22 protein-coding genes and 6 pseudogenes are annotated in these 26836 nt (G+C 45.6%); 9 read left to right on the forward strand and 19 right to left on the reverse strand.

Translation table 11 applies throughout. The features are described 5' to 3' along the window. Positions 1 to 318 precede the first annotated feature (318 nt). Positions 319 to 607: pseudogene (gene cas2, locus G475_RS25620) on the reverse strand (CRISPR-associated endonuclease Cas2). An 8-nt stretch (positions 608 to 615) separates the two neighbouring features. After that, positions 616 to 1188, reverse strand: a pseudogene (gene cas1 / locus G475_RS25625) (CRISPR-associated endonuclease Cas1); the annotation flags it as partial. A gap of 69 nt (positions 1189 to 1257) precedes the next feature. On the opposite strand from cas1 (G475_RS25625), the pseudogene cas1 (G475_RS25630) reads away from it, so the two are divergent. Both cas1 (G475_RS25630) and G475_RS27810 read left to right on the forward strand, forming a co-directional pair. Next, a pseudogene (cas1, locus tag G475_RS25630) lies at positions 1258 to 1713 on the forward strand (CRISPR-associated endonuclease Cas1); the annotation flags it as partial. A 254-nt stretch (positions 1714 to 1967) separates the two neighbouring features. Continuing rightward, a pseudogene (locus G475_RS27810) lies at positions 1968 to 2279 on the forward strand (type I CRISPR-associated protein Cas7); the annotation flags it as partial. Positions 2280 to 2308: 29 nt separating this feature from the next. Here the strand turns inward: G475_RS27810 and cas3 are convergent. From cas3 to G475_RS0118600, 7 genes and pseudogenes are all read right to left on the reverse strand, one after another. Beyond that, positions 2309 to 4108 (reverse strand): annotated as a pseudogene (gene cas3 / locus G475_RS25635) (CRISPR-associated helicase Cas3'); the annotation flags it as partial. A 228-nt stretch (positions 4109 to 4336) separates the two neighbouring features. Continuing rightward, positions 4337 to 4831, reverse strand: coding sequence for a LysM peptidoglycan-binding domain-containing protein (locus G475_RS25640; RefSeq protein WP_035711922.1), 495 nt, complete (start codon positions 4829 to 4831; stop codon positions 4337 to 4339). Between the two features lie 209 nt (positions 4832 to 5040). After that, complete coding sequence (locus tag G475_RS0118575; protein ID WP_026702558.1) at positions 5041 to 5790, reverse strand: SIMPL domain-containing protein; 750 nt, start codon at positions 5788 to 5790, stop codon at positions 5041 to 5043. Positions 5791 to 5985: 195 nt separating this feature from the next. Then, positions 5986 to 6189, reverse strand: a complete 204-nt coding sequence (locus G475_RS0118580; RefSeq protein ID WP_026702559.1) for a hypothetical protein — start codon at positions 6187 to 6189, stop codon at positions 5986 to 5988. A 126-nt stretch (positions 6190 to 6315) separates the two neighbouring features. Further along, positions 6316 to 6669 (reverse strand): hydroxyisourate hydrolase, encoded by a 354-nt coding sequence (gene uraH, locus G475_RS0118585; RefSeq protein WP_026702560.1) that lies wholly within the window; start codon positions 6667 to 6669, stop codon positions 6316 to 6318. 15 nt (positions 6670 to 6684) lie between these two features. Beyond that, positions 6685 to 8109 (reverse strand): annotated as a pseudogene (gene pucL / locus G475_RS26485) (factor-independent urate hydroxylase). Between the two features lie 139 nt (positions 8110 to 8248). Then, complete coding sequence (locus G475_RS0118600; RefSeq protein WP_026702562.1) at positions 8249 to 9871, reverse strand: PucR family transcriptional regulator; 1623 nt, start codon at positions 9869 to 9871, stop codon at positions 8249 to 8251. A 151-nt stretch (positions 9872 to 10022) separates the two neighbouring features. Between G475_RS0118600 and G475_RS0118605 the strand changes: the two genes are divergently transcribed. The 6 genes from G475_RS0118605 (at position 10023) to G475_RS0118630 (ending at position 16676) form a co-directional block, all read left to right on the forward strand. Continuing rightward, the gene (locus tag G475_RS0118605; protein WP_026702563.1) at positions 10023 to 11270 is read left to right on the forward strand and encodes a M20 family metallo-hydrolase; all 1248 of its coding nucleotides are present in this window, start codon (positions 10023 to 10025) and stop codon (positions 11268 to 11270) included. Positions 11271 to 11284: 14 nt separating this feature from the next. Beyond that, positions 11285 to 12535: a pyridoxal-phosphate-dependent aminotransferase family protein gene (locus tag G475_RS0118610; protein ID WP_026702564.1), complete on the forward strand. Its 1251-nt coding sequence runs from the start codon at positions 11285 to 11287 to the stop codon at positions 12533 to 12535. 2 nt (positions 12536 to 12537) lie between these two features. Next, on the forward strand, positions 12538 to 14148 hold the full coding sequence (locus G475_RS0118615; RefSeq protein ID WP_026702565.1) for a gamma-glutamyltransferase family protein: 1611 nt from the start codon (positions 12538 to 12540) through the stop codon (positions 14146 to 14148). Positions 14149 to 14215: 67 nt separating this feature from the next. Further along, a complete protein-coding gene (allB, locus tag G475_RS25650) occupies positions 14216 to 15541 on the forward strand; it encodes an allantoinase AllB (RefSeq protein WP_035711896.1) in 1326 nt (441 codons plus the stop codon). Between the two features lie 22 nt (positions 15542 to 15563). Next, positions 15564 to 16121, forward strand: a complete 558-nt coding sequence (locus G475_RS25655) for a chromate transporter (protein ID WP_035711900.1) — start codon at positions 15564 to 15566, stop codon at positions 16119 to 16121. Between the two features lie 24 nt (positions 16122 to 16145). After that, positions 16146 to 16676 carry a chromate transporter gene (locus G475_RS0118630; protein WP_026702566.1) on the forward strand — a complete coding sequence of 177 codons (531 nt, stop codon included), beginning with the start codon at positions 16146 to 16148 and terminating at the stop codon, positions 16674 to 16676. Between the two features lie 241 nt (positions 16677 to 16917). On the opposite strand, the gene G475_RS25660 is transcribed toward G475_RS0118630, so the two are convergent. From G475_RS25660 to G475_RS25665, 9 genes are all read right to left on the reverse strand, one after another. Next, a complete protein-coding gene (locus G475_RS25660) occupies positions 16918 to 17346 on the reverse strand; it encodes a gamma-glutamylcyclotransferase family protein (RefSeq protein WP_051302699.1) in 429 nt (142 codons plus the stop codon). Between the two features lie 115 nt (positions 17347 to 17461). Continuing rightward, positions 17462 to 18931 carry a catalase gene (locus G475_RS0118640; protein ID WP_026702567.1) on the reverse strand — a complete coding sequence of 490 codons (1470 nt, stop codon included), beginning with the start codon at positions 18929 to 18931 and terminating at the stop codon, positions 17462 to 17464. 575 nt (positions 18932 to 19506) lie between these two features. Next, positions 19507 to 19782 carry an HU family DNA-binding protein gene (locus G475_RS0118645; protein WP_026702568.1) on the reverse strand — a complete coding sequence of 92 codons (276 nt, stop codon included), beginning with the start codon at positions 19780 to 19782 and terminating at the stop codon, positions 19507 to 19509. Between the two features lie 78 nt (positions 19783 to 19860). Next, the gene (locus G475_RS0118650) at positions 19861 to 20685 is read right to left on the reverse strand and encodes an aldo/keto reductase (protein WP_026702569.1); all 825 of its coding nucleotides are present in this window, start codon (positions 20683 to 20685) and stop codon (positions 19861 to 19863) included. A 94-nt stretch (positions 20686 to 20779) separates the two neighbouring features. After that, a complete protein-coding gene (locus G475_RS0118655; protein WP_026702570.1) occupies positions 20780 to 21514 on the reverse strand; it encodes an FAD-dependent oxidoreductase in 735 nt (244 codons plus the stop codon). Positions 21515 to 21590: 76 nt separating this feature from the next. Then, a complete protein-coding gene (locus tag G475_RS0118660; RefSeq protein ID WP_211233937.1) occupies positions 21591 to 22235 on the reverse strand; it encodes a YesL family protein in 645 nt (214 codons plus the stop codon). Between the two features lie 123 nt (positions 22236 to 22358). Beyond that, the gene (locus G475_RS0118670) at positions 22359 to 23360 is read right to left on the reverse strand and encodes an alpha/beta hydrolase (RefSeq protein ID WP_026702572.1); all 1002 of its coding nucleotides are present in this window, start codon (positions 23358 to 23360) and stop codon (positions 22359 to 22361) included. Continuing rightward, on the reverse strand, positions 23350 to 24123 hold the full coding sequence (locus G475_RS0118675) for a sugar phosphate isomerase/epimerase family protein (protein ID WP_026702573.1): 774 nt from the start codon (positions 24121 to 24123) through the stop codon (positions 23350 to 23352). Before G475_RS0118675 ends, G475_RS0118670 begins: the two co-directional genes overlap by 11 nt. Positions 24124 to 24313: 190 nt before the next feature. After that, positions 24314 to 25465 (reverse strand): MFS transporter, encoded by a 1152-nt coding sequence (locus tag G475_RS25665; protein ID WP_051302701.1) that lies wholly within the window; start codon positions 25463 to 25465, stop codon positions 24314 to 24316. Positions 25466 to 25633: 168 nt separating this feature from the next. Here G475_RS25665 and G475_RS26925 point away from each other — a divergent pair, with 168 nt between their 5' ends. Further along, a complete protein-coding gene (locus tag G475_RS26925; RefSeq protein ID WP_084414200.1) occupies positions 25634 to 25750 on the forward strand; it encodes a YjcZ family sporulation protein in 117 nt (38 codons plus the stop codon). 56 nt (positions 25751 to 25806) lie between these two features. Here G475_RS26925 and G475_RS0118695 read toward each other — a convergent pair whose 3' ends face one another. Then, a complete protein-coding gene (locus tag G475_RS0118695; protein ID WP_026702574.1) occupies positions 25807 to 26787 on the reverse strand; it encodes an aldo/keto reductase in 981 nt (326 codons plus the stop codon). Positions 26788 to 26836: the final 49 nt, after the last annotated feature.

A 26836-nucleotide genomic window follows, 5' to 3' on the forward strand; every position in this document is an offset into this window, starting at 1 on the left:
AAGGAAATGTAGAGGATATTCAAAAAAGAATTGAATTTGTATCCAACCTATATCGTTAAGTTTTAATTCATATTTCGACGAAAACGCGAAAGGAGTTATTTCAATCCACGCACTCTACAAGAGAGTGCGACTCTACAAGAGAGTGCGACGGCGATTTTTTACATAATTTAGGTATAAAAACCATATTTATGTAAAAATGCCATTCTGGACCATTTATATCTACCAATGATCCAAGCTTTTTAGTTAAAAGTTTCTTCAAAAGACAAATTTCACGGTGCGAAAACCCGGGCATTTTTCTGTTCACTTCCTATTCGCACCTTAAAATATCAACGTGTCTTCCAAATCAATTGCCTCTTTTACACCAACATGTTCAACTTTGTTTTTATGTTTTTCTCCTAACCTATAAAACCGAAGACTATCTTTATCTGGATCAATAATATCTGATAGTTCTGATTTGATGATGGTAAACTGTGTCTGATCAATGATACACTCAAACCGAATTCTGAACTCGCTGACCATATCTTTCACATGCTTTAGCAACTTTTCGAAGACGTTTCTGTCCACTCATAGTTGTTGTTTGAACATCACACGTTATCAATACTAGCACGAAGACACCTACTTCCAAAAGAATGGAGGATATTCATCTAAATCTCCTCTAAGATATCTGGCAAGTAATAAAGATTGTACATGTGGCACTAATCCCCATTCTGTTTTTTCATTTAAATAGGGGTGAGTGATTTTTTCCTGCTTTCAGTTCTGCCAGGCTTTTAGAAATTTCTTTCTACCTTCATCATGTAATATAATAGCTCCATTTTCCTTCTTGTAAAAATCATTATGATCGATTATTTTGCGATTAATAAGTGAAATGACAAAACGATCAGCATAGCAGCCACGTAACTCTTCCATCACGTCTAATGCTAAAGAAAACCTCCCCGGACGTTCCCGATGCAAGAAACCTACGTAGGCATCTAACCCTACACCTTCTAATGCAGCAGCTGTATCATTTGCGAGCAACGTATAAGCAAATGACATCAACGCATTAACATTATCCAGGGGAGGGCGTCGATTCCGCCCGTTAAAATAAAAGTGTTCTTTCTGCTGAAGTATTAATTGATTAAAAACCTTATTGTAATTCGTTGCTGCCTGGCCCTCCCATCCCCGTAATTCTTCAAGATCCTCGGTTTTTCTGGAGGTATGCCTCCCTAAATTAATGAATAAATCAACGGTTCGAAGTTACGTTGAAAGGAAAATTCATGAATGAAAAAGTTTTTAAATACACTATTTGTAACTCAGCCTGACGTTTATATGGGATTAGATGAAGAAAATGTTTCCTTACAAAAGGAAAAACAAAAACTTGCCAAAATGCCTCTTCATAATCTTGAGTCTATTGTGGCTTTTGGATATACCGGGGCAAGTCCAGCATTAATGGGGTATTGCGCTGATAAAAATATTTCTATCGTTTTCATGACAATGACAGGCAGATACCTTGCTAGAGTCGTAGGCGAGAGTAGAGGTAATGTTGTTCTTAGAAAAAAGCAATATCGCATTTCTGATTCAAATTTGGAATCTGCAATGGCAGCCAGAAATTTTCTAATTGGGAAAGTATATAATAATAAATGGGTTATTGAAAGAACAATCCGTGATCATCCAATGAGGATTAATGAAGAGGAATTGAAGGCTGTATCTGATAATCTTTCTAATATTATATTAGAATCATTTTCAAAATACCCGGCTAGGACATGGACTACGATTCAAGAAAGCATTCAGCCTCATCAAGTGAAGCTAGGTAAAAAAGTTAATGATCTAAATAGGTTAATTGAGTGTTGCTTCAAAGATCGATATTAATGATTTTAATAATCGCCCTTTATCAGGGAAATATCTTTTAGGTTTTTACAGCCAGCGTCATGAACTTTATCAGAAAAAGTCAGAAAGACAAGATAATAATTTAACAGAGGAGGCAACAACTCATGAATAATGTATTAGACCATAAAATTGATTTTGCTGTCGTTGTAACGGTACACAAGGCTAATCCAAACGGGGATCCACTTAATGGAAACAGACCACGTCAAAACTATGACGGTCTTGGCGAAATATCTGATGTTGCTATCAAACGAAAGATCCGCAATAGGTTAATGGATATGGGGGAATGTGTATTTGTACAATCAGATGACCGAAAACTGGATGAATATGAAAGTCTGAAATCAAGAGCAGAATCTAATGAAGAATTGAAGAAAATACTAAGTTCAAAAGAAAATAACGGAGATGATTTTGCAAGGATGTTTTCTTCTTTGTGATCAATCATGTGAACCTTTTTTTGATCTGACTTCCCATTTCTGTTACATCTTCCTGCCGCTTGCGCCATCGAATCTAAGCCTGCTAGAGATCGAATAACACTATCAAAATCTACATCAACACCCGCTTCAATCAACTGTGTACTCAAACAAACCACTTGTTCTTTATTACCAAGGTGCTCTCTTACTTGTGATAATATTTCATTCCGGTGGGCAGCACACATTGAGGTACTCAAATGATAAACAGGTATATCCAGTTGATCTTTCAGCAGTTGATATAGGTTGCGTACTACTGACTTGGTATTGAGTATAACCAGCAGACTTCTTTCATCTTCCATAATTCTTTCTGCTAATCCAGCCAATTCTTCATTTCCTATAGCATTATTTGTCGCTTCATCTACCATTTCTACTCTTTTAAACGCTCTTGTAACTTTATCAAGCCCCCTTACAATCTCTGAATCCTTCTCGATGTCTAATTGATTTTCAACATAATCAAGTGCCGGCTGAGTAGCAGTACAAAGCAGCATGCTGGAACGCCCATGATTTTTTAGAAAATTCAAGGAAAAATTAAATAACGAAACACAATGGGAGGGCACTTTTTGAACTTCATCAAATATAATGACGGAATTAGCTAAATTATGAAGCCTTCTGGCGTTTGATGATCCTTTTGCGTAAAAAGCATTTAAGTATTGAACCATTGTTGTAAAGACAATAGGAATATCCCAATTATCTTTAGCAAGCTTTAATTTTTGACGTGTGTTTATTTGTCCGTCTTCCGCTTCATCATCCTGCTCGTCATCTATTATGTTAGAATGATGCTCTAATACGTTAGCGTCATCCTTTAATATATTTCTTACTTCTTGGGCATTCTGCTCAATAATGGTAGTAAATGGAACAACATAGATAATCCGCTGCTTCCTGTGCACCATAGCATGTTTTAATGCATACCTTAGACCTGCGAGAGTTTTTCCTCCACCAGTGGGGATAGACAACGTGTAAATGCCTGATTCCTTTTCTGCAAATTGTTCACATTCCTCAGACATTTGTGCTCTTAAAATATTTATATTATTTCCAGCCTCGGGTTGTTGGCTAAACTCGTTAAGTTTCTCGTTCAACTTGGAGTAAAAGGAGCTCATTATCTCTCTATTATCTTTCAATGACTCGCCAATTAAATTCTCTTCAAATTCCCTGGTATTCGTTCTATCAGCATCTACCAGTGCACTAAAAACATACTTATTTAAAAAGGTTGCAATTTCACCTAAGTTCGTGATTTCAGTTTGACTTATGATATCTTTCACTTCATTGGCAGCATTCTTGATGTATTGTGAAAATTTTTCTTCATCCATCACATTCTCAAAAAATGCACTCTTACTATCCTCGAATTCATTAAGTTCTTTTTCTGATACTCTTCTTAAGAAAGGAGATTCCACTTCCGGAGTCAAATAATCGTGTAGAAAAGAATGATGTGAGATAACAGCATTACTAACTATTTCTGCCACTAATCCCTCATATTCATCATTAGGTCTACAATTATGTATTCTCTCAAATAACATCCTCCCGCCTGCCGATGAATGATCAACACTTCCCCGTTTTGGAGGATTCTCTGGGTGATTGATCGCTTCTCGTAAATAAATTTGAAATTCTTCAGTATATTTTCCAACATCGTGCAATAATCCCGCTAATCCACAAAGATGCTTTAACCCAACTTTTTCACCATAAACTTCTGCCAGTTTCTGAACTCCCAACAGATGTTCTTCAACTAACTGAAATTGTCCATCCGATTCTCGAACATGAGCTACATGATCTATTGATTTCATTATTAACTTCCCCTTATTTCATAACTAACTGTAAGTTAATATACAAGCTTGTCATAATTTATCAATTTATAGTATATATTCTATAAGATCATATTATTTCCCTTCTTTTTATAAAACTTTTTAACTAGTTCCATTTTTTAATATAATATTTATAGAACGAAAGAACCATTATAAAAAGTTAATTCTCTAAAAATAAAGAGTCCGATTTTTATCGGACTCTGTTAGATATTATGGAATAATCAACCCATACCCGGGATACAACACATCCGGGGAGAAGCTGCTTCGTCCCTGGTTCGCCTGGATGGTACGCTGAACCGGGGTCCCTGTCTGGCGGCTGATGCTGTTGAGAGAGTCTCTTGTATTGACAGCATAAATTCGGGACGGGATTTCAAGCAGTTCAAATTCCTCTATAGCATCGGGGTTATTCAACTGAGGATTGGCTTCGACCAGACGCTTCGTGGACACAGCGAAGCTTTGAGCGATCGATTGTATCGTGTCTCCCGGCTGTACCACATAATAGACGTGGGCACGCGGGCTGTATGGATACGGAATGATAAGCCGGTCCTTCGGGTATATCATACCAGGGTCGGTAAACGGCGGATAGACAGCGTTCATTACGGAAACCGCCGGGACGTTGCTGCCAAACCGGTTGGCAATGCTGTAGAGCGTATCCTCGGGCTGGACACTGTAGACAAAATATGTTCCCTGCTCCAGGATAGGCATGTCATTTCCTCCTTTGCTATAAATGCCTAGTTTCAGCATAGGCGGCAAAGGCTCGACCCGTGACAGAAAAAATAAAAAAACCTGCTGGAATTTCCTATCTTCCAGCAGGCTATTTCTCGAATTCAATTTTACCGGGCCTGGTCTACGTTATCCCGGCGATTGGGAGGAAAAACCTTTCCAGAACGGCTGAATCCACCGCTTCCAGCTCCTTAATTCAGCTGATAGACGACGTCGACTTCCTGTATCACTTCCACCTGGCCGGCTTCAATAGAAGTTCCGTCATTGCCTGCACTGTCAGCTGCTTCTTCCTGCGCATACTCCCGGGACGGAAGATCCATCTGAGTGCCGCTTTCTGCTATCTGAAGGACATCTCCGCTGGATTTACCGGCACTTTCCGCCATCGCTTCTGCCTTCGCTGCCGTGTTTTCGATTGCCTGCTGCAGCGCCTGTTGTTCTGCTTTAGACTCATCCTCTAACGTAAACCGGGTCTGCTGAATTTGATTGGCGCCGGCTGCTGCGGCATCGTCGAGGAGTTCTCCCACCTTTTCCATATCACTGTATTCCACAGAAAGAATATGCCGCGCCCGGAACTGCTCTTCTCCTTCCTGACTATGATCCGTATGAACCCCGAAACTGGCCGTTTCAATATTTTCATCTGGAATATCGTAAGCGCTTAATTGTTCACGGACAGCGTTCATCCGTTCACTGACTTGGTTCTGTGCCGCATCCGCGGAAGTATCCGTAGCCTCCACTCCCAGGCGGAGCTGCGCCAGGTCCGGTTCCACACTTACATTTCCTGTCCCTTTCACAACCAATGTTCCTTCCTGCATGGTCGACTGCGCCTCCGCAAAATCTGCTTCTTCGACAGAAGTCCCCCCCAACACGGCAGAATAAAGAAAGCCTCCTGCCACCAGGGCTGCAGTCACTCCCAACGCCTGATACAATCGTTTTTTCACCATGACATCATACCTCCTTTTTTATTAAAACCTGATGGTTCTTCCTGGTGTCTTCCTCTACCTTCTACCCTTAAAGTCGAGATGATTGCAATAATGTTACAAAAATATCTTAATTTTTCAAACATATTTAAAGACGCATCCTGAAAGAAGCGTCTTCTTGGGCTCATCCCCGAATGGCCTGGGCAAGGATAAGAAATATCAATTTCCAGAAAGAACCATAAATAGGCCGCCGATGATAAAAGTGAAAAAAACGACTTCTCCTGCATCTACCAGACCTTGAGGGACAGCCAGCATAAAATCAACCATTCCTGTGGGATCAGATTCGACTCTCAGGTAAGAATCTGGATCAATGGCTGTTCTACCATACGGACCAGACACTTTCTCAAACGTTCCAGCCGGCACGAAATACGTGGCAATAGCTGCTATCGCACTAAATATAAATAAAATGACATAAAGTATGAGAGATCTGGAACTTCTTTTGTCTATTATTTTCAGATGACAAGCAAATACCTTCCTTTTTTACGTATTCTAACTGCCTCTATATACTTGGTAGCCCCACGGAGAAATAAGAAGAGGAATATGGTAGTGTTCGTGCGGTTCGGCAATTCCAAAGCGGACGGCTACTTTTCCAAGAAAAGGTGGTTCCGTGGTGCCAGCCTCTTTTTCTCCAAAATACGTCCCGATGTGAAAGAGCAGCTCGTATTCTCCGGTCTCGATGTTGGCTGACGAAATAAGCGGTTCTGCCACACGGCCATTCTCATTTGTTCTGGTTTCTGTGATTTTTTCAAGCTGCCCGCTGTTCATCTGGAAAAGTTCAATACGCACCCCGGGAGCCGGACAGCCGTGCGTCAAATCTAATATATGGGTCGTTAGGCCACTCATCTTTATCGTGCCTCCTTACAAATCATCCCGTGTGACGGACAAACGTTGAAAGCCAAAGGGAAGACGCGGTTCCGTATATACTTTTCCTTCCCTTCCTTTAATTTCTTCCACGACGGTATCCCAGGTGCGGTTCTGGGATTCAAACGTTACTTCTGTGAGCTGGGGGAAACGTTCGAGCACACGCCGTCCAATGCTGTAGATAAGACTCTGAATTGAGGGGGAAGCCACTTCCTCAAAGACGGTACTCGCAATATCACGGACCTGTTCCGCCGCCACATATCGGGAGGGATTTTCTCCAAACGCATCTTCCAGGTTTTCATACTTCCAGCCCATATTTAAATATACAAACAAAGGGCGGTTGCTGTCTTCGGGAAGCGTTGTGTATTCATCACGGATGAAGCCGACAAACGAGTTATTCTTCACTTTAACAAGTTGAACATCCCGGGCTTCACTGTACTGCCGGGAGATAGTAAGGCCCTCTTTCTCCCTTATCATTTCAATAAAGGCACAGGTTCGTTCATTTCTCGACCGGTTAAACACCAGCTCACTTGGATTTCCCCCGGACACTGCCGCGTCAAATGGCAGTTCTTCGGCTGTCATCTGGATCCATTCAATATGCGGGTAGTGCTCCAAAAAAGCCTTCGACACGTATTGAATGAAACCTTCTGCCGTTTTACCGGAAAATAACCCTAGATGCCGCTGAATAAAATTCTTCATGGAATCGGTCGCCACCACCGCACTGTTATCTCCTTCCGTAAACGAAGGGAGGAAAGCCTCCCCGCCAAGCTCGACAGTGACGTGCAGTCCGAATACCGTATTATCTTTTCCTGCAAAGGTCGATTCCGGAATCTGCATCACCCCGGTCAGTGGTTCCATAAAGGTCCGGTAGGCAAAAACATTTCCTTTCCCATAAGACATCGTTCTACTCATACTATCCGCTCCTTATTGGGTGATCGTATCTTCCAGCCGGAATTGGGCAATCTGATAGATTTCGTTCATGGCGGTCTGAAATTCTTCGTCGCGTTCGTTGCCAAGCCTTACCTGCAGGGATTCATACACGGCACGTTTTGTTTTTCCTTTGACCGCCAGAATAAACGGGAATCCAAACTTCTGGACATACGCTTCATTCAGCCTGACAAACTGCTCAAATTCCTCGTCAGAAAGCTGGTTTAAACCGGCCCCTTTTTGTTCTTTCGTAGAAGTGAAACTCATTTTATCTTTGGCTCCCAATTGGGGATGCTGCCGGATCAGCTCAAGTTTAACCCCTGTCTCTGCTGTTTCCACGATGTCTACCATCGTCCGGTGCAAAGACGCTGTGGAATCAAAAGGGTGGTAGTCCCATGCATTTTCTGCAACCCACGGGGAATGTTCAAAAATACTTCCCAGCGTTTTGGTGAACGCTTCCTGGGTCATTTCATTTAATTCCTTTATCGTTACCATGTGCTGCCCCCTCTGCAGATCGTATGTTATTTTAGTTAACGTATAGCGTTACCTTAAGGAATATACTAGCGGGGATAAGAAAAACTTGTCATTATTTAATTTATCCAAAACAAGCCTCTTTTCTTGGTTATCATAACCATTATGATAGTTGAAAAGAGGACTGAATCCGCAGAGCCAGCCGCAGACGCAGCGTTGTATCCGGATCCTTCAAATTCTGGCCGAGCAGTTCTTCAATTTTTTCCAATCGATAAATGACCGTATTGCGGTGCACATACAGCCGTTTTGCTGTCTCGGAGATGTGACAGTGTGTTTCCAGGTAGATCGACAAAGTATGAAGCAGGCTCTGATCGCTGTAAGAAGCATCCGATAAAGCCTGCAGGGTATACGAGCAGAATTTTTGCAGATCGTCCGATGGTATAATACGAAAAAGCTCCGAAATATCTTTCGTCTGATAAGCCTGTATGAAAGACGTACTTCCTGATAAATAACCGGACTGCAGTGCATTCACTGCTTCCGTATAAGCTTCCTTCACTTCCAGAAACTGCCGGCTGATATTGCTGATGCCAAACGAGATCGTCCGCTGAAATTGATTCCACACGCTCGCCTGCATGTCTTCCAGCGCTTCTTCAATCCCATCATACATATCCCCGGACACATCCTCGATTTCGAGTAAAATAAAGCACATGTTTCCTTTAATGAAAAAATGGACCGGGAACGGAAAAACCTCCAGTTCTCCTTCCAAAAATTCATAGACACGGTCCGCTTCCATCTGATGCCGGGCAAAACTGAGGCTTACTTCCTCCTCATCCAATTTGCCGGCCGCCCCGATATATTTTTGATTTTTCTGCAGGTCAAATTCCTTCGCCCGGTTAATGACCTCTTCATTGGACGAAAAACTTCCCTCTACCACATTTATAAAAAAATCATTCCTGGCCCGGCGGGCGTATTGCTTCAGTGCATTTTCCTTCATTAATTCAAACGCAATCACATTGGCCGCCTGTTCCACTGTTAAAATCACACCGCTGTTCGATATCGGAACATCGCCGACAACCACAAGGGTTCCGCATGTCACCTGATGCGTATAAATAGGAAAGACGGTGACAACCTGCGGGTTTTCTTCTCGGGTCAGGGTAAAACAAGTATACGAAGTTTTTGGCAGAAACAGCTTATAACTGCTTTTATGCAGGACCTCCATATCCTTGAGGATGTCTATATTAGGATGCGAGGAACATATCAGATTCGAATGCTGATCAAGCAGCAGACATTGGTATTCCACCATGGAAGCCACACGCTGCAGCAGAGTTTTCAGCCCTTTTCCACTCATGATGTGATGCGTGAACATGCGGTGAGCTTCCAGTGCATTTTTCAGTTCATTTGTCCTCATGTTTAAAATCGAACGAAGAGTTTGATTGACAATAGTTCCGAGCCGGAGATCTGCCGGAAGTTCAATGAGGGGCAGAGACACTTTATCAGCGAGATCTATCGCTTCTTCAGGAATCCGGCTTAAAAAACGTTTTGTTTTGATTCCAAGGCCGGAACATCTCTGTTCCGCCATCCTTTCTATGACATTCAGAAGCAGAGACGTGTCATCCTTAAAATGATAAGCGGTTGTCACAAGCAATTCATCTTTCTTTAAAAAATCCACAATATCAGGGGCATCCATCATATTGATGTGCTGGACTTCCCGCTTTTTCCCATCCACTCCTGCAGCCAACACAGCATCCTCAAACACCTGCAATTGTAAAATATCCTCCAGGTTCAAGAGGATCCCTCCTTTTATTTAGTCAGAGTAAACAAAAACTATTAAAAAAAATGACATTTCTGCTAATGATTTAGTGTTATATTACCAGTAAAATCTAGAACACAAAGAGATATTGTGAAGAAAGTTTACATAAAACAGAAGGAGGACCCCCATGAGCACGGATTCAAGCTTATCTTTTTTACCAGACAATCAGGTGCTGCCCCTGATTGACTGGTTGTTCACCTTCGGCCGCACCAAAGAGAAGGGGACCACCCGCTTGCTGTACTCGGACAGCTGGCTCAAGGCGCAGCATGCGATATATGATAAATTGAAAAGCAGCGGTCTCTCTCCCTTCTTCGATGACGTTGGCAATTTGTATGGAAGAGTAGAAGGAACGGAAGCGGACGACGCGGCTATTGTTACAGGCTCCCATATTGATTCCGTCGTTAATGGAGGAAAATATGATGGAACCTATGGAATTACCGCAAGCCTGCTTGCCGTTCATCATCTTCTAAACGAGTACGGACCGCCTAAAAAGAGGATAGATGTGGTCTCTTTATGCGAAGAAGAAGGCAGCCGATTTCCCCTTACCTTTTGGGGGTCGGGCAATATCACCGGAAAATACACTGAAATAAACACAGATGAACTCCTGGATAAGGAAGGAATGTCTCTAACAGAGGCTATGCACCGGGCCGGCTTTGGAAAAGGGGTGTATCCTTCCCCGCAAAGAAACGATATCGAAAGTTTCATCGAGCTTCACATTGAACAGGGACATGTGCTGGAGAAAAGCGGAAGCTCTCTCGGTATTGTGGAAAGTATTGTCGGACAGAGAAGGTACAATATTTACGTCAACGGAGAAAGCAATCATGCCGGGACCACGCCGATGAGTTTCCGCAGGGATGCCATGCATACGGCGTCAGGACTGATACAATGGCTGACCGCAAAAGCCAGAGAGATAGACCCCCACCTGGTTGCTACCGTTGGAAAAATAGAAGCAAGGCCAAACACCCCAAATGTTATTGCGGGAGAAGTCATGTTTTCCCTTGATATCCGTCATCACCGGACGGAAGTGCTTGATGCATATTGTTCGCACATGTTTGAACATTTTCACGAAATCTCAGTTCGTACAGGGGTCTCTATTTCACCTTCGCAGTGGACAGATGCGGCCCCTGTTAATATGGATCCTTATATCACAAAAACAGCCTTCGACCTCAGCAGACATCATCATCTGCCGGCCCAATACATGATCAGCGGCGCCGGCCATGATGCCCAAATGTTCGGAACATATTGCGCTGCCTCTTTAATTTTTGTTCCCAGTCACAACGGCGTCAGTCATGCCCCGCAAGAATACACCGACAAGAAGGATCTTGAAAACGGGATACACATGTTAACTGAATTACTTTATAAACTGGCCTACTAGAAGGAGGAAACAGAATGAATGCTGATCCGCCGCTTTTGGCGAAACGAACAATTATGACACCAGGTCCGGCCGAAGCAGATCCGCGGGTGCTGCGGGCCATAAGCGCCCCTATCCTCGGCCAGTTTGATCCTTCTTTTACAGCTATGATGAATGACGTCATGGCCTCCCTCCGCAAAATATTCCGAACTGCTAACCACTGGGCTTTTCCGATTGACGGCACCTCCCGCTCTGGCCTCGAAGCCGTGTTATGCAGCCTGACTCAACCAGGGGATAAAGTATTCCTTCCGATTTTCGGCCGGTTCGGGCAGCTGTTCATGGAAATAGCGGAACGGTATGGGGCGGAAATTTTTACCCTGGAATGTGAATGGGGACATATTTTTGACCCACAGGATATCATCGAGGAAATGAAGAAAATCCGGCCGAAAATTGTGGCTGTCGTACACGGGGAAACGTCCACAGGCTGTATACAGCCCTTAAAGGATATTGGAAAGGCCTGCCGGGAAATGGACAGTTTATTTGTTGTAGACGCGGTGGCTACTATTGCCGGTACGGAAGTAAATGTGGATGACTGGTACATCGATGCTGCCATTGGAGGAACCCAAAAATGCCTTTCCGTTCCTTCAGGGATGGCACCTATTACCTATAATGAAAGAGTAGAAAAAGTGGTGATGGCACGAAAAAAGGTAGAACGGGGCATCGCGACCGCTGATGATCAGAAGACGGAAGGAAACCAGCCTCCGATCATAAGCAACTACTTCGATTTAAGCCAGCTTCAGGACTACTGGAGCCCGCGCCGCCTAAACCATCACACCGAGGCGACTTCCATGCTTTATGCGCTTCATGAAGGATTAAAGGTGGTACTTGAAGAAGGATTAGAAGAAAGGTATTCCCGTCACCGCTTCCATGAACAGGCCCTCCTCACCGGTTTGAAGGCAATGGGACTTTCTTTATATGTCGAGCATGAAGCAAAGCTGCCGATGGTAACCTGTGTAAAAATCCCAGAGCACGTGGACGGAGAAGCCGTGCGCCGCCTGATGCTGCAACAGTTCGGCGTTGAGATCGCAAGCTCCTTCGGCCCGCTGCAGGGAAAAATCTGGCGTATTGGCACGATGGGCTACAGCTGCCGTAGAGAGAATGTCTTGTTCGTCCTGGCTGCCCTTGAAGCCAGTCTCTCTTATTACGGTGCAGCTATTTCATCTGGAAAAGCGGTACAGACAGCTCTGCAATTTTACCAGAAGGAAGAGATGAGGAAAGAAGGGGTTTAGTCATGAAAGATCAATTGGAAACGTATCCTTATGCTTCAAAGCGAACGGCGCCTGCCGGTATGAAAGGCATGGTTACCACCTCTCAGCCACTCGCCTCTCAGGCCGGTCTCGATATGTTAAAAAAAGGAGGCAATGCGATCGATGCCGCCATCGCAACAGCAGCCTGTCTGACTGTGGTAGAGCCCTGCTCGAATGGAATCGGCGGGGATGCCTTCGCACTTGTATGGACAAAGCATTCTTTGTACGGTTTGAACGCCAGCGGCCCGGCGCCGAACAGCCTCTCAGCGGAAGAAGTAAAAAAGCAGGGGCACAAGAAAATGCCGGAACGCGGATTTCTGCCTGTGACCATCCCCGGCGCCCCAAGTGCATGGGTTTCGCTGTCCGAACGTTTTGGGCGTCTCCCTTTTCATGAACTGCTGGAACCGGCCATATCCTATGCCAGAGAAGGATTTCCACTTTCCCCGGTTACAGCCAGGAACTGGCGGAGAGCCATCCAGCATCTTCAATCCACCCTTTCCGGGGTAGAATACGAGTTTCTATTTGAAACGTTTGCGCCCAATGGCACCATTCCTGCTGCCGGAGAAATGTGGAAATCCGAAGCTTTTGCCGACACGTTGGAACAGATCGCCTCCTCTAAAGGAGAAGCTTTTTACCAAGGAACGCTTGCGGAACAGATTGATGCTTTTTCACGAAAATACGGAGGCTTCCTCCGAAAAGAAGACCTCGCCCGTTATACGCCGGAGTGGGTGACCCCTGTATCTGTTCCTTATAAAGGATATGACATTTGGGAAATCCCGCCCAACGGCCAGGGGATGGTTGCCTTGATGGCTCTTAATCTATTAAAAACAACCACATTCTTCGAAAAAGAACAAACAGAGACCTATCACCAGCAGATTGAAGCAATGAAACTCGCCTTTGCGGACGGAGAGAAATATATCACGGATCCAAGGGACATGATCGTTAAAACAGAGGAATTACTGTCGGAGACCTATGCGGCAAACCGCCGGGAGCACATCGGCCCGGAAGCCATGGTGCCGGAAGCCGGGGAACCGCAGCACAGCGGCACCGTCTACCTCGCCGCCGCTGATGGCGAAGGCAATATGGTCTCCTTTATTCAAAGCAATTTCTACAATTTTGGCTCCGGCCTGCTTGTTCCGGAGACCGGGATCCTGCTCCAAAACCGCGGTAATAGTTTTTCTTTGGATACACAGCATACTAACTTCCTGCAGCCGAACAAAAAAACGTATCACACCATCATTCCAGGATTTATTACAAAAGAAGACCAGCCAATTGGACCCCTTGGGGTGATGGGATTCTATATGCAGCCGCAGGGCCATGTGCAAGTGGGGATGAATATGATCGACTTCCATCTTAACCCCCAGTCTGCCCTTGATGCACCGCGCTGGCAGTGGATGGGCGGAAAAACGGTACGCCTGGAGCGCTCTGTGCCTTCCCATATTGTAGAAGGGCTGACACGAAAAGGACATGATATTGAAATCTCGGCTGATTCCAATGAAATGGGCAGAGGCCAGGTGATTTGGAGAGATCCAGACTCCCATGTGCTTTATGGTGGAACCGAACCACGTACCGACGGTTCTACAGCTGTCTGGTAACAATGCTCCGTCGTCTTTGATGGAATCTATAAGACTTTCGATTTATTGCAGAAAGCATGGTGAAACAATGAAGGAATATGATACTCTCATTAAAAACGGATACGTCGTACTGCCGGACCGTGTACAGAAATTAGATATCGGGATCCGGGATGGTTGTATTGCAGCGATCGGGGAAGGGCTGCATGGCCCAGCCTCCTTAGAATATAATGCAGAAAACCGTTATATTTTTCCAGGAGGCATTGATGTGCATGTTCACTTTAATGAACCAGGGCGGGAAGACTGGGAAGGATTCTCCACCGGCTCTGCCATGATGGCAGCCGGCGGAATGACCACATATTTTGACATGCCGCTGAACGGCATTCCCTCCACCGTCTCGCTTTCGGCACTTCACGAAAAAACACAAATTGCAGGACAGAAATCCATCGTTGATTTTGGTTTATGGGGAGGGCTGGTACCGGGTAATGAAGAAGAGCTGGCCGGGTTTGCAGACGGAGTTATAGGCTTTAAAGCCTTTATGTCACCTTCCGGGAACCCCCAATTTGAACGGGCGGATGATCAAACACTGCTGCAGGGGATGAAGCAGATTGCAAAGCTCGGCAGCCTCCTCGCCCTCCATGCAGAAAGCGCCCCCATGATAAAACATATGCAGGCAGAACAGACAGGGACAGACGCTGACGCCTACGCCGGTTCGAGGCCGATAGAGGCAGAGACCGAAGCCGTGCAGCGGGCGATTAATTTTGCCAAACTCACCGGGTGCCCGCTTCATTTTGTCCATATCAGCAACGCGGAAACCATTGATACGATTGAAGAGGCAAAACAGGACGGAATGGATATTACAGTTGAGACATGTGCCCATTACCTGCTTTTCAACCACAGCTCGCTGCAGACCCAAGGCGCGGCAGCCAAATGTGCCCCGCCTCTCCGTCCAGAAAAAGAAAGGCAGCAGCTGGTGCAGTACTTATTGGACGGAAAGATCGATATAGTGTCTTCTGATCATTCTCCCTGTCCGCCGGAGCTGAAAGACACAACAAATATGTTTACGGCATGGGGCGGTATCAACGGAGGACAGTTTACTCTGATGGCTTTAATTGAAACAGCACTCCGCTATCAGATACCGCTTTCCAGGGTGGCAGCCTGGGTTTCCTCCAATCCGGCCGCACGTTTTCAGCTGGACAAAACAAAAGGGGAGGCCGCTGTCGGAAAAGCAGCTGACCTGGTCGTCGTAGATCTTGAGACGTCCCACACTATTACGGCTCAGGATCTTTATACGAAACATCAGCAGAGCTTATATATAGATCATACGTTCCCCTGTCGTATTATTCAAACATTTTATCAGGGAGAGGTAGTTTATCATCATCAAACCGGTGTAACAAACCACCCGTCAAGCATCTGAATGAATGAGAAGAGGTGACACCATGGATTGGACACTGCAGAAAAACTTATTTCTTGGTTTTTTCCGGGCTGGGATTTTCGGTTACGGCGGAGGCCCGGCTTCGATTCCACTGGTTCATAAAGAGGTCGTCGAAGGAAACGACTGGATGACTGATGAAGAATTTTATGACATTCTCGCGATTGGCAATACGCTGCCCGGTCCTATCATGACAAAAATGGCCGGCTATATCGGGTACCGCGTCGGCGGGACTACCGGGCTGTTCAGTGCCTTGACCGCCTCTGTTCTTCCCACGGTCATTCTTATGATTCTCCTTATTGGGTTTCTATTAACATTTCGTTCCTCCCCTATTGTAGAAGGGATGACTAATGCAATTGCTCCGGTGGTCGGCGTTATGATGCTGACCCTCACATATAACACGTTAAAAAGTACAAAAACACGCTCCACCTGGCCTTTTGTCATTATACTTACGCTTGTCAGCATTGTGGTGCTGGAACTATTGAACATTCATCCTGCATTTCTTATAGCCAGTCTGCTTATTATTGGATGTATGTATTGGAAAAAGCCGGCCGGTGCCTCATAGATTTCCATTATTGGAGGGTTCAGCATGATATACTGGGAGATTTTTATGGCATTTTTCATACCGGGAATTGTCGGATACGGCGGAGGCCCGGCTTCGATTCCATTAATCGAGCATGAAGTGGTGGATCGGTACGGCATGGTGACCACAGAACAGTTCGGAGAGATTCTTGCGCTTGGCAACACCCTTCCCGGCCCGATTGCCACAAAAATGGCCGGCTATATCGGCTATGAAGCGGCCGGGATCCCCGGAGCCGGGATCGCCCTTTTTGCGACGGTTGCCCCGTCCCTTTTGGCGATGGTTTTTCTTTTAGGGCTTTTATACAAATTCAAAGATTCTCCACGTGTCAAAAAAATGACGTTGTACATCCGCCCCGCCGTAGCAGTGCTTCTCGGCGCTCTGGCCTATCAGTTCTTCCAGAGCGGCGCCGCTAATGCAGGAGCTCTGCATACGGTAATTTTAGGCGTCGGCAGCTTTTTTCTATTTGAACGAAGCAGGATCCACCCGGCTTTTGTCATTCTCCTCGCACTGCTGTACGGTATTATTTTTTTATCTTAACTCTTTGTAAACTTGTGCTTGTACAAAAACGGGAACAGGGAGGATTTCGTTTTTTCTTCTTGTATTCTTCAAAAGCATATGGTGAACAGTGCTTCTCCTTTTCCTTTTGCTAATGGAAGCTAACACCGATTTGGAGGACAGAAATAGCTTACATTTGGTGGGTAATGTCCTCCCACGGCTCCCCGTTCCAGAATCATTCATGAAGAGCGACCCCTTTCTGCGGCTGAAACTTTCGCGGGAATCAGGGGCCGGCTGTTTTTCTTTTCTGCTGCAGCCAGGTCAGCCAGTCCCCGCTCGTTATATGCTCCCCGAGTCCGATCGGTTGATTCCAGAAGTACGTGTAGGCCTCCACTTCGCTGCCGGTTTCGTCTATGACTGTCACTGTCTCTCTAATATAGTCACTGTCGGCTGGATTTCCTTCCTCGTAGCCCTCCAGCCTATCCAATGCTCGCAGCACTTTCTCATACCTGTCCTCTTTTATGTACATCACCTCGCCCTGAATCACGGTATTTCCTTCCTTCACAAGACATGGAAACCGCTCATGATCTGCGGCATAAAGCCGTCCTGTCATCGTACCGCTTCTTTCCTGTTTGGTGAGCCCCTCCAGTACGCGCTTATAGTTATGGAGTCCATTCCGTAGGGTTCCGTATACGAATACTGGCCGTTTCAAGACACCCGCCTCCTTTTTCTTTAGTTTGATGAAACAAATCGAGCACCCGTCTGCGGACGGATGCCCGATTTTTTAATAGGAGAATAAATCGAGAATTTTTTTGTTTCTTCTTTTCTTAGACTTCCTGTTCTTCCGGCACCTGCAGCCCCAGGCCTTCCGCAACACGGCGGCCGTAATCCGGATCTGCTTTATAGAAATGCTTGATCTGGCGGAGTTTGATCTCATCCTTCTTCACGGCTTTCAAATCACCGACAATGGCTTCAATCAAGCGGTCTTTCTCATCATCCGCCATTAAACGGTAGAGGTCGCCGGCCTGCGTATAATGATCTTCACTGTCGTAATTCACGCTGTCTGCCTGGCCTTCGACTTCGAACGGATCAATTCTGCCGCGGTCGGTTTCGGACGGGCCGTCAAAGCTGTTAGGCTCGTAGTTCACCGATCCGCCGCCATTGCCGTCCGTTCTCATAAAGCCGTCCCGCTGATAGTTGTTCGCACCACTTACCGGGCGGTTGACCGGAATCTGCTCGTGGTTGGCTCCAACGCGGTAACGATGGGCATCAGAATAAGCGAACAGACGGCCCTGCAGCATTTTGTCCGGGGAAGCTTCAATGCCCGGCACAAAGTGTCCCGGAGAAAACGCAGCCTGCTCTACTTCTGCGAAATAATTTTCCGGGTTCTTGTTCAATACCATCCGTCCTACTTCAATACGTGGATACTCGTCTTTCGGCACGGTCTTGGTTACGTCAAAGATATCCCACTTATGGTGCTTGTAGTCTTCATACGGAATGATCTGGACATAAAGCTTCCAAGACGGGAAGTCGCCGTCTTCAATCGCATTGAAGAGATCTTCTGTATGGTAGTCCGGATTTTCCCCGGCAATCTTGTCAAATGTCGCCTGATCCAAAGATTTTACACCCTGTTCACTGATAAAGTGATATTTCACCCAGAACGCTTCCCCGTCTTCATTCACCCATTTAAAGGTGTGACTGCCGTAGCCGTTCATATGGCGGTAGGTTGCCGGAAGACCACGATCCCCATGCAGATAAGTAACCTGATGCAGAGATTCTGGAGAAAGAGACCAGAAGTCCCACACCATGTTTGGATCTTTCAGGTGTGTTCTCGGATCACGCTTCTGCGTATGAATAAAGTCCGGGAATTTAATAGCATCGCGGATAAAAAAGATCGGTGTATTGTTTCCTACCAGGTCATAGTTTCCTTCTTCTGTGTAGAATTTCACTGCGAAACCACGGGGGTCACGCACCGTGTCCGCTGAACCTGCTTCCCCAGCAACAGTAGAGAAACGGATAAACATCGGCGTTGTTTTGCCGGCTTCGCTGAGGAAATCAGCTTTTGTGTATTTGGAAATTTCATCGTTGGTTACTTCAAAATAGCCGTGTGCCCCGGCACCTTTGGCATGAACCACCCGTTCCGGAATACGTTCACGGTTAAAGTGGGCAAGTTTTTCCAAGAGATGAACATCCTGAATAACTGTCGGTCCCCTTGATCCTGCTGTAATGGAATGCTGGTTGTCACCAACCGGTTGACCTGAGCCCGTGGTAAGATTTCTTCGGTTATCTTCGCTCATCCATGATCACCTCGTTAATATTTTCTACAAATCTATAATAACACTTATTAATGAAAAATCAATACTAAATTATAATAATTTTAATTAGTGTACTATTATTCATCACAAAGCCTCCGATGAGCTTTGTATAACCTACTTTACCAAATGAATAGGGCTATGGAAAACATTCTGCTTGTTTATCACCTACGTCGGAAAAGGAACAATAAGGCGGGAACGAGAGGGAAAAATAGAGAAGATTGTCATCAATTACGAGATAGAATTGATAATAACTATACTATAAGGCGAAGTTGAAGACACGAAGAGTACCTTACGGACATCTGTTCCGTTAAATGGCCAAATCAGGGGGCTGCGACAGCTTTTTCGGACATCTGTTCCGCTATTCGGGCCGTGGCCTGCTTTTTTTACACGGAAAAGGGGGAATAAAGGAATAAATGTCCGAACCTCTTTCCAAAATGCGATAAATGGAAGAAATAACGGAATAAATGTCCTCCCGCTCCAATAAAAAAGGGGGCTGTCTTTTGAGACAACCCCGAGCGCCTGACCTATACAGGCTGTAAAAACTTTGGATCTCTTTTTTACTTGTTTACGGCTTCTTTCAACCCTTTTCCGGGCTTAAACGCAGGAACTTTGCTTGCTGGGATTTTCATGGTTTCCCCTGTTTGCGGATTGCGTCCTTCACGTTCTGCCCGTTCCCGGATTTCGAAGTTGCCAAAACCGATCAATTGGACTTTGTCTCCGGACTTCAAAGAATTTTCGATAGCCTCCAGGGTGGCGTTCACCGCTGCTTCTGTGTCCTTCTTGCTTAATTCTGCTTTTTCTGATACCTGGTTAATGAGATCTGTTTTGTTCATAAAAACCCTCCTAAATTCTTTCTATCTACTATTCTTTCAACACTAGACAGAATTATACCTGTCTTTTGCTGAAATTTTTTATCTTTTATTCATTTCGCTTGGGACAGGACCCTGCCGATCCCCGCAATCCAGCTTATCTATCTGCTTGATATCTTCCTCTTCTAGTTCAAAATCAAACACGTTAAAGTTTTCTTCAATGCGGGACGGTGTCACCGACTTAGGGATCACAATAGATTGATTCTGAAGATGCCAGCGGAGCACCACCTGGGCAGGAGTTTTGCCGTGTTTTTCGGCAAGATTCCTTACTGCTTCATCTTCGAGGACTGTTTTTCCCTGCATCAGCGGACTCCATGCTTCCACGTAAATGTTGTGATCGCGGCAGAATTTTTTCATTTTGGTCTGGGCAAAGTATGGATGGCATTCGACCTGGTTGACCGCCGGCTTCACGTCACACTCGTCCATCAGACGCTGAAGGTGTTCTTCCTCAAAATTGCAGACCCCGATCGCTTTTATTTTGCCGTCGTTATATAATTTCTCCATCGCTTTATAAGTATCGACATAGTCATCAAATTCTGGTGTCGGCCAGTGAATAAGATATAAGTCTAGATAGTCAAGCCCGAGTTTCTCCATACTCGTTTCAAAAGCCCGCAGGGTGTTGTCATAGCCTTGATCTCCATTCCACACTTTCGTGGTAATAAAAAGTTCTTCGCGGGGAATGCCGCTTTCCGTAATAGCCTGCCCCACCCCTTCTTCGTTCTTATAGGCGGCAGCTGTGTCGATCGATCGATAACCGGTCTCCAGCGCTTTTTTTACAGCTGGAACGACTTCATCTTCGCCTACCTGCCATACTCCAAAACCAAGCTGCGGCATCGTTAGTCCATTATTTAATGTAACATATTCCATTTTCCTTCCACCCTTTCCGGTATTTGACTTGCCTCACAAAGTATAGCACAGAGAATGATGAGATGCTTTGAGTTTGCTCAGACGTTCCTTTTTCTCATTGTTCTCCCTGAATTAATTGAAGCTTCCATTTCTCTATATAGTTTGTCAGGATCTCGGGATGTTCCGCCTTCGCCGTACATGCAATATGACCGTCCGGACGAATAAGGTATAATACATTTTCTTTTAACCCCTTTTTATACGCTGCTCTGCTCCAGGTAAATTCATGAACTGGGAACGGGAGAAATTTTATGACAGCCGGCGCCGCCTTTCCATATACATGAACCTGCCAATCCATGGAAGCCAATGGAGCGTGGTTATCTTCCGTTTCCCCGGCCACCCATGGGAGACGCTGACCGCTTCGTACTTTGCCGGCCTTTCCTTCACTCATTCTGCTGCTTTCATAACTCACTTTCACCTGAGAAATGGTGTTAAATATGGTCTGCCGTCTGCCGTGCTGCTGAAGGAATAATGGCAGAACCGACGGAACCGTTTTACGAAGAAGAGTACCAATCCCTTCTCCCAAATCGCCCAACGGAAACACAGCATTCCTTCGGTTGTGCTGCCGAATATGACCAGTATTCACTTTCATCCCGTTTTTTATTACGTCCTCCGCTATTCCAAGCTGCCGGCAGTACTCTAACGATCTAGCCTGAACAGCAATAGCTCGTGAGGAAGAACCTGGCCCTGATTCTTTATCAATGATACGGAATGGAATGTTATATTGGGCCAGACACAATGCAAGCACTAATCCTGTCGGTCCTGCTCCTACAAAAAGAATCCGGGGCCTCATAGTTCTTTCTCTACACCCTTTTCCTTTTGTCTCTTTTAAAAAACATAGAACCATGTAGAAATGGCGGACGGCCCTATCATTCTTCCACCCTATCCATGTTCAGATTCTTTTTTTCTTCCATCATTCGTATCGTTCTCATGGCAAACCCCATCGTTATGTACGCTAAACTGCTGCCCGAAAAAAACAAAAGCAGCGCCGGAAACTGGATGGTCAGAAAATAAATGATGACAGCGGCTGCGATAATAGAGATAACTCCTACAGGAGAAGAGATTCCAATTAAAAAGGCCTGTTTGAAATATTGGAGAAGCCGTAATTTATAATGAGCAAGAACCGGAAATACAAATAATGACGTTATCAGGTAAACGAGAAAGAGGCTGCCGGACGCAGACAGGAGCAGCATCGATACCACTCCATCCAGGCTGGAGAAAAATTGAAAATCAACATAAAAAACATAAGCCATCGCTGCTAAGATCAGACCCATCCCGTTAGACTTTAAAAATTCGGCCCGAAATTCCCGCCAGAATGTTTGAAAAACAGGGATATCCAGTTCTTTCATTGTCCACTTCCGTACGACAGCAAACATGGCAGCAGTGGCCGGAAAAAGCCCAAATACTACCAGCCCGGCTATGGTTAACAACACCCACAATAGGTTGACGTAGGCGAGACGGGTGATCCATTCCATTAAGGTATTTAACCCACCCATGATTCCTCCTCTATTCACACTTCCATCCCCCTTTTCCACACAATTTCATGAACCCTTGTCTCCTCTTCCTTCCAAGACCGGCTTCGACACTCTGTCCTGCCGCTCTTTTTTCCATTTTTTCGTATAGATGGCTCCATTCTTTTATTCTCCGGCCGCCTGAAGTTTTTTCCTCAACCATTTGTACGCCTCCTTCCCATTCACTTCATGCTCTCCTTCGAATAAATCCCAGACGATTTCACTCTCCGCATGGAACTGCCTGTAGATACCGCGGAGATACTCTACCGCTTCCGCGGCCCCTTTCATGGGAAATATCGGATCATGGCGTCCTGATTCGATGAACAAAGGGCGCGGCGCGATAAGACCTATATATTCCGGAAGTTCAGCCGCAGCCGGCATGCCGGGCACAACATTGTCCAGGCAATGCTCCTCCGCTAAAATACTGGCTTGATATGTGTTGGTAAAACCTGATAAGACAACGGCTTTTATTCGTTCATCCAAGGCCGCAGTGTAAGCCGCGGTCATTCCGCCTCCGGAAAATCCCATGATGCCCATACGACGGTTTTCCACATCTGAGAAGGAAGCCATTTTGTCGAGCCATTGTCTGGCTTCAAAAACACGTAGACCGGCTAGTGTTTTACCTGCTGCAAGCAGACAAACGGCCATCCTATAACAGGAATGGGGGCGGTTAAATTTTTTGTCTTCATCCAATCTTCTGTCCCCAATACCGATCATCTCCGGTGCAAATACTTTGAATCCTTGTTCTACCAGCCGTTTTGCAAATTGTTGATGAATGCCGTCATTTCCGGTGTCTTCCTGACCGTCCTCCGTTAATCCCACAATTTCCCTGCTTCCATACCCATGTCCGTGAAGGGCAAGAACAACAGCGTGTTTTTTTCTCCCATTTTTAGGAGTAAGAACATACACCGGTGCTGATAATCCCTGTGTCGTATGGAAAACATATCGTTCCCGCCGGTAACCTGAAACGTCTTCCGACTCTATAACATAGGGCGGGGAGACGTCTTCCTTGTTCTGAAAATCTCCAAGCAGTTCCAATAATGTGGTTTTGTCCATTTTCTTTCCTGGACAATAGGAAAGCGTTTTCTTATGAAGTGTTTGAAAATACTCTTCTGTTTTATAATTCATGATACTTCATTTCCTCCAGCCATGTACGCAGGGCTGCCGCATCTTCTAAAAATTGATTTTTATCATCATTTTGGACAAATTCAAGCATGAAGTACCGCTTCTCCTCTGTGTCTGAAAGGAGAGATAAGTAATGCTTCCAGTCCTTTTCCCCAGCAAGGAGGGGCCAGCGCTCTGTCACTATCCAAAAGAATACATGGACATGCTTAAGCCATGGCTTGATTTCTTTTATATCAGCCAGTCTGTTTTCAAGGTCCTGTCCTACCGCCGGCTGCCAGTATAGTTTTAGATTGGGATGGCTCGTTTCTTCCATTAATTTTCTCGCGCTTTCTCTTGTGTCCGTGAGAGTACCGCCGTGGTATTCAAAATGTACCTCTACTCCCTTTTCCTGTGCCAGGGAAGCGATCCGAACTGCATCATCAACGACCCGTTGCCGGTAGGAAGCATCCGCGTGGCGGGATTCTTTTTCCCCCGCCCATACACGAATGGAAGGAGCGTTTAAAGCCAGTGCTGTTTCCAGAATAGTTTCAAAGGAGTAATCGTGGCTGGCTGCTCCTGTCCGGTAATAAGACCCATAAGACGACACCTCCAATCCGGACGCTTCTGTTTTTTTAGCAGTGGCCGCCGCTTGGGCAGGATTGCCCGGCGGAACATGAACATCCCCGGCCCATTCAATACCGTCCAGTTCTGCCTGAACTGCCAGGTTAATAATAGTCGCTATAGACTCCTGTCGAAATGTGACCGAACAAACTCCTGTTTTCAACATGCAGCCTCACCTCTTTTTGCCTGAAATGAAAGAATCTTTCGCCTCTACTTCTTATTTTAACGGTTTCTTCCTGATTTTTCTTACTATTTTAAGAACTAATCTTACAAAAACCTCAAAAATGTATTAAAAATGGTCCCCTTTATAGGAACCATTGTAAGACATTTCTTCCTGCATGAACCCGCAGGGTCGGTCAACCCCCCGCGAATCGATAGGCCCTTGCTGTTTTCACCGCCAGCAGAATAATACCGGTACCTAAGGTAATAACAGCAGACATGCTGTAAATAAATCGATTCGTCGGATGGCCAACCAACGTGCTCACTGTATCCATCACAAGCGGGGACATGAACTGGCCGAGATACATGAAGCTTTGAACGACAGCCATGGCTGTCATCACCTGGAGTCCAGAAGATACTGCCGCTACTCCGTTATAGATGGAGGGAATCAGCGTACCAGCTCCCAGTCCCATGATAAAAACGCCGACAGCAATGGGAATAGCGTGGCTGGTAAAACCAATTAACGAAAAACCCGCTCCCATCAACGTAACCTGAACTGGCACCGTGAATGACTGCAAAAGATGCTTGACTTTTGCTAATAACAGCCCTCCGGCCAAACCGCCCAGCGTCATAACAGCAATAATGAGGCCGGAAAGGGAAGCACCGGCGATGTCATTTTCCTGTAAATAAATGGCCATATTGGTCGGAATTGAATAGAAAAGCACAAACACAGAAAACATAGCGGCAGCCAGCCCGATAATACGTTTATCCAGCCCCCCGGTTGTTCCTGATTGCTCCGCCCCGGCGGGAGTGCGGCGGGGCAGAAATAATACTACCAAAACGAAAACAAGCACAGCTAACGCGTAAACGAAAAAAGTAAAACGCCAGCTTAATGCGGCCAATGCCCCCGCCAGGACCATCGAAATCATCCCGCCGAGTTGATTGGAAGCACTCACTTTCCCCATCATAGAGGTCCGCTCCCGGCCTTCGTAAAAATCAGAAACCAAGCTGGTGGAAATAGGCATAATAAGTCCCACAGAAATGCCTAAAACAGCTCTCGTACACAGAAGCATCCATATATTAGAAGCCAGTCCGCCTCCTATACCGCCAATCATATATAGTATCAGACCCGGAATCAGGATGGCCTTTTTCGAAAATCTCCTGGTCAGCCAGCTGGATATGAAAGTAAACGGAATAATAAAAATGGCATGCAGGGTATTTACCAGTTTTACAAGCGTCTGTCCGGCGTCTGGAAACGCACCTGTAATCTCTCCAAGGGCCGGGGAGATCGCGGCACCTGCCATGACTGTAATTAAAGAGATAGATAGAATAGCCAGTTTTTGTGCCATGAACATCCTTCTTTCCAACTTTCGTTGTAACATGATAAGGATAAAGGAAAAGCAGGGACATATACAAATTATCTGCTTTTTACGCAACAGATGCCCTTCCTTTTTTAACAGTACTGCATATAGATGTATAGTCAGCATAGGCTGAACTTCACGAAAGGAGCGATATATATGGGATATGGAGGCGGCAGTTTTGCGTTAATTGTCGTATTGTTTATTTTGATTGTTATCGTCGGAGCATCCTGGGGTTACGGCGGCGATGACAAAGGAGGATTTGGTTTCTTTTAAGAGAAACGTGAAAAAAAGCCTCTTCCAGGGAAATCCTGTGGAAGAGGCTTTTTTTATTATATATTTAATTTAGACATTTGATTTTCCGGATAGCGGGAGCCGGCTGCCACGCCGTGCGGTGCAATGTCTTCTATCGCCTTCAGATCTGTATCTGTCAATGAAACCTCCAGAGCGCCGGCATTTTCTTCTAAATAGCGGCGTCGTTTTGTGCCTGGGATGGGGATAACACCCTGCTCGAGCAGCCAGGCCAGAGCCAGCTGAGAAGGTTTGCAGCCTTTTTCCTCTGCCAGGTTTTCTATATGGCGGACCAAATCGAGATTTTTTTGAAAGTTTTCCCCCTGAAAGCGGGGAGAGAACCGGCGGTAATCATCCTCAGCCAAATCGCTGAACCGCTTAATCTGCCCTGTCAAAAATCCACGTCCCAGGGGACTGTAGGCCACAAATTCTATGCCCAGCTCCCGGCAGACAGGGAGAATTTCATCCTCAACATCTCTGCTCCAAAGGGAATATTCCGTCTGCAGTGCCGTGATGGGATGCGTATGATTGGCTTTGCGGATCGTTTCCACTCCTGCTTCGGATAAGCCTAAGTATCGAACCTTTCCTTCTTGGACCAGGTCAGACATTGCTCCTACCGTTTCCTCAATCGGAACATCCGGATCAACCCGGTGCTGATAATATAAGTCGATATGGTCTACGCCGAGTCGTTTCAGACTGGCTTCACACGCCTCTTTCACATACTCCGGACGGCCGTTGATCCCGACAAACGAGCCGCTTTCATCAAACTGATTACCAAACTTGGTAGCAAGGACCACCTCATGGCGCCGCTCTTTTATTGCTTCTCCCACCAGTTTTTCATTTGTTCTCGGCCCGTACATGTCAGCGGTATCCAGAAAATTAATACCTAAATCCAGCGCATGATGAATGGTTTTTCTGGATTCTTCGTCATCCTGACCGCTGTAAAAAGCAGACATTCCCATACAGCCTAATCCCAGCAAGGAAACTTCCAGTTCATTTTGACCAAGTCTGCGTGTTTTCAAAAGGCGCCCTCCTTTGTAAAATAATACCTGTTCCTTTTCCCGTTATGGA

It is taken from the genome of Salibacterium aidingense DSM 18341 (genome assembly GCF_000429685.1).
GTDB lineage: Bacteria > Bacillota > Bacilli > Bacillales > Marinococcaceae > Salibacterium > Salibacterium aidingense.

Coding starts and splice junctions, on each gene's coding strand:
- G475_RS25640 (WP_035711922.1), bottom strand. CDS start 4,831: ATGCCTATCCTGGAGCAGGGAACATATTTTGTCTACAGTGTCCAGCCC.
- G475_RS0118575 (WP_026702558.1), bottom strand. CDS start 5,790: ATGGTGAAAAAACGATTGTATCAGGCGTTGGGAGTGACTGCAGCCCTG.
- uraH (WP_026702560.1), bottom strand. CDS start 6,669: ATGAGTGGCCTAACGACCCATATATTAGATTTGACGCACGGCTGTCCG.
- G475_RS0118605 (WP_026702563.1), top strand. CDS start 10,023: ATGAGCACGGATTCAAGCTTATCTTTTTTACCAGACAATCAGGTGCTG.
- G475_RS0118610 (WP_026702564.1), top strand. CDS start 11,285: ATGAATGCTGATCCGCCGCTTTTGGCGAAACGAACAATTATGACACCA.
- G475_RS0118615 (WP_026702565.1), top strand. CDS start 12,538: ATGAAAGATCAATTGGAAACGTATCCTTATGCTTCAAAGCGAACGGCG.
- allB (WP_035711896.1), top strand. CDS start 14,216: ATGAAGGAATATGATACTCTCATTAAAAACGGATACGTCGTACTGCCG.
- G475_RS25655 (WP_035711900.1), top strand. CDS start 15,564: ATGGATTGGACACTGCAGAAAAACTTATTTCTTGGTTTTTTCCGGGCT.
- G475_RS0118630 (WP_026702566.1), top strand. CDS start 16,146: ATGATATACTGGGAGATTTTTATGGCATTTTTCATACCGGGAATTGTC.
- G475_RS0118640 (WP_026702567.1), bottom strand. CDS start 18,931: ATGAGCGAAGATAACCGAAGAAATCTTACCACGGGCTCAGGTCAACCG.
- G475_RS0118645 (WP_026702568.1), bottom strand. CDS start 19,782: ATGAACAAAACAGATCTCATTAACCAGGTATCAGAAAAAGCAGAATTA.
- G475_RS0118650 (WP_026702569.1), bottom strand. CDS start 20,685: ATGGAATATGTTACATTAAATAATGGACTAACGATGCCGCAGCTTGGT.
- G475_RS0118655 (WP_026702570.1), bottom strand. CDS start 21,514: ATGAGGCCCCGGATTCTTTTTGTAGGAGCAGGACCGACAGGATTAGTG.
- G475_RS0118670 (WP_026702572.1), bottom strand. CDS start 23,360: ATGAATTATAAAACAGAAGAGTATTTTCAAACACTTCATAAGAAAACG.
- G475_RS0118675 (WP_026702573.1), bottom strand. CDS start 24,123: ATGTTGAAAACAGGAGTTTGTTCGGTCACATTTCGACAGGAGTCTATA.
- G475_RS25665 (WP_051302701.1), bottom strand. CDS start 25,465: ATGGCACAAAAACTGGCTATTCTATCTATCTCTTTAATTACAGTCATG.
- G475_RS26925 (WP_084414200.1), top strand. CDS start 25,634: ATGGGATATGGAGGCGGCAGTTTTGCGTTAATTGTCGTATTGTTTATT.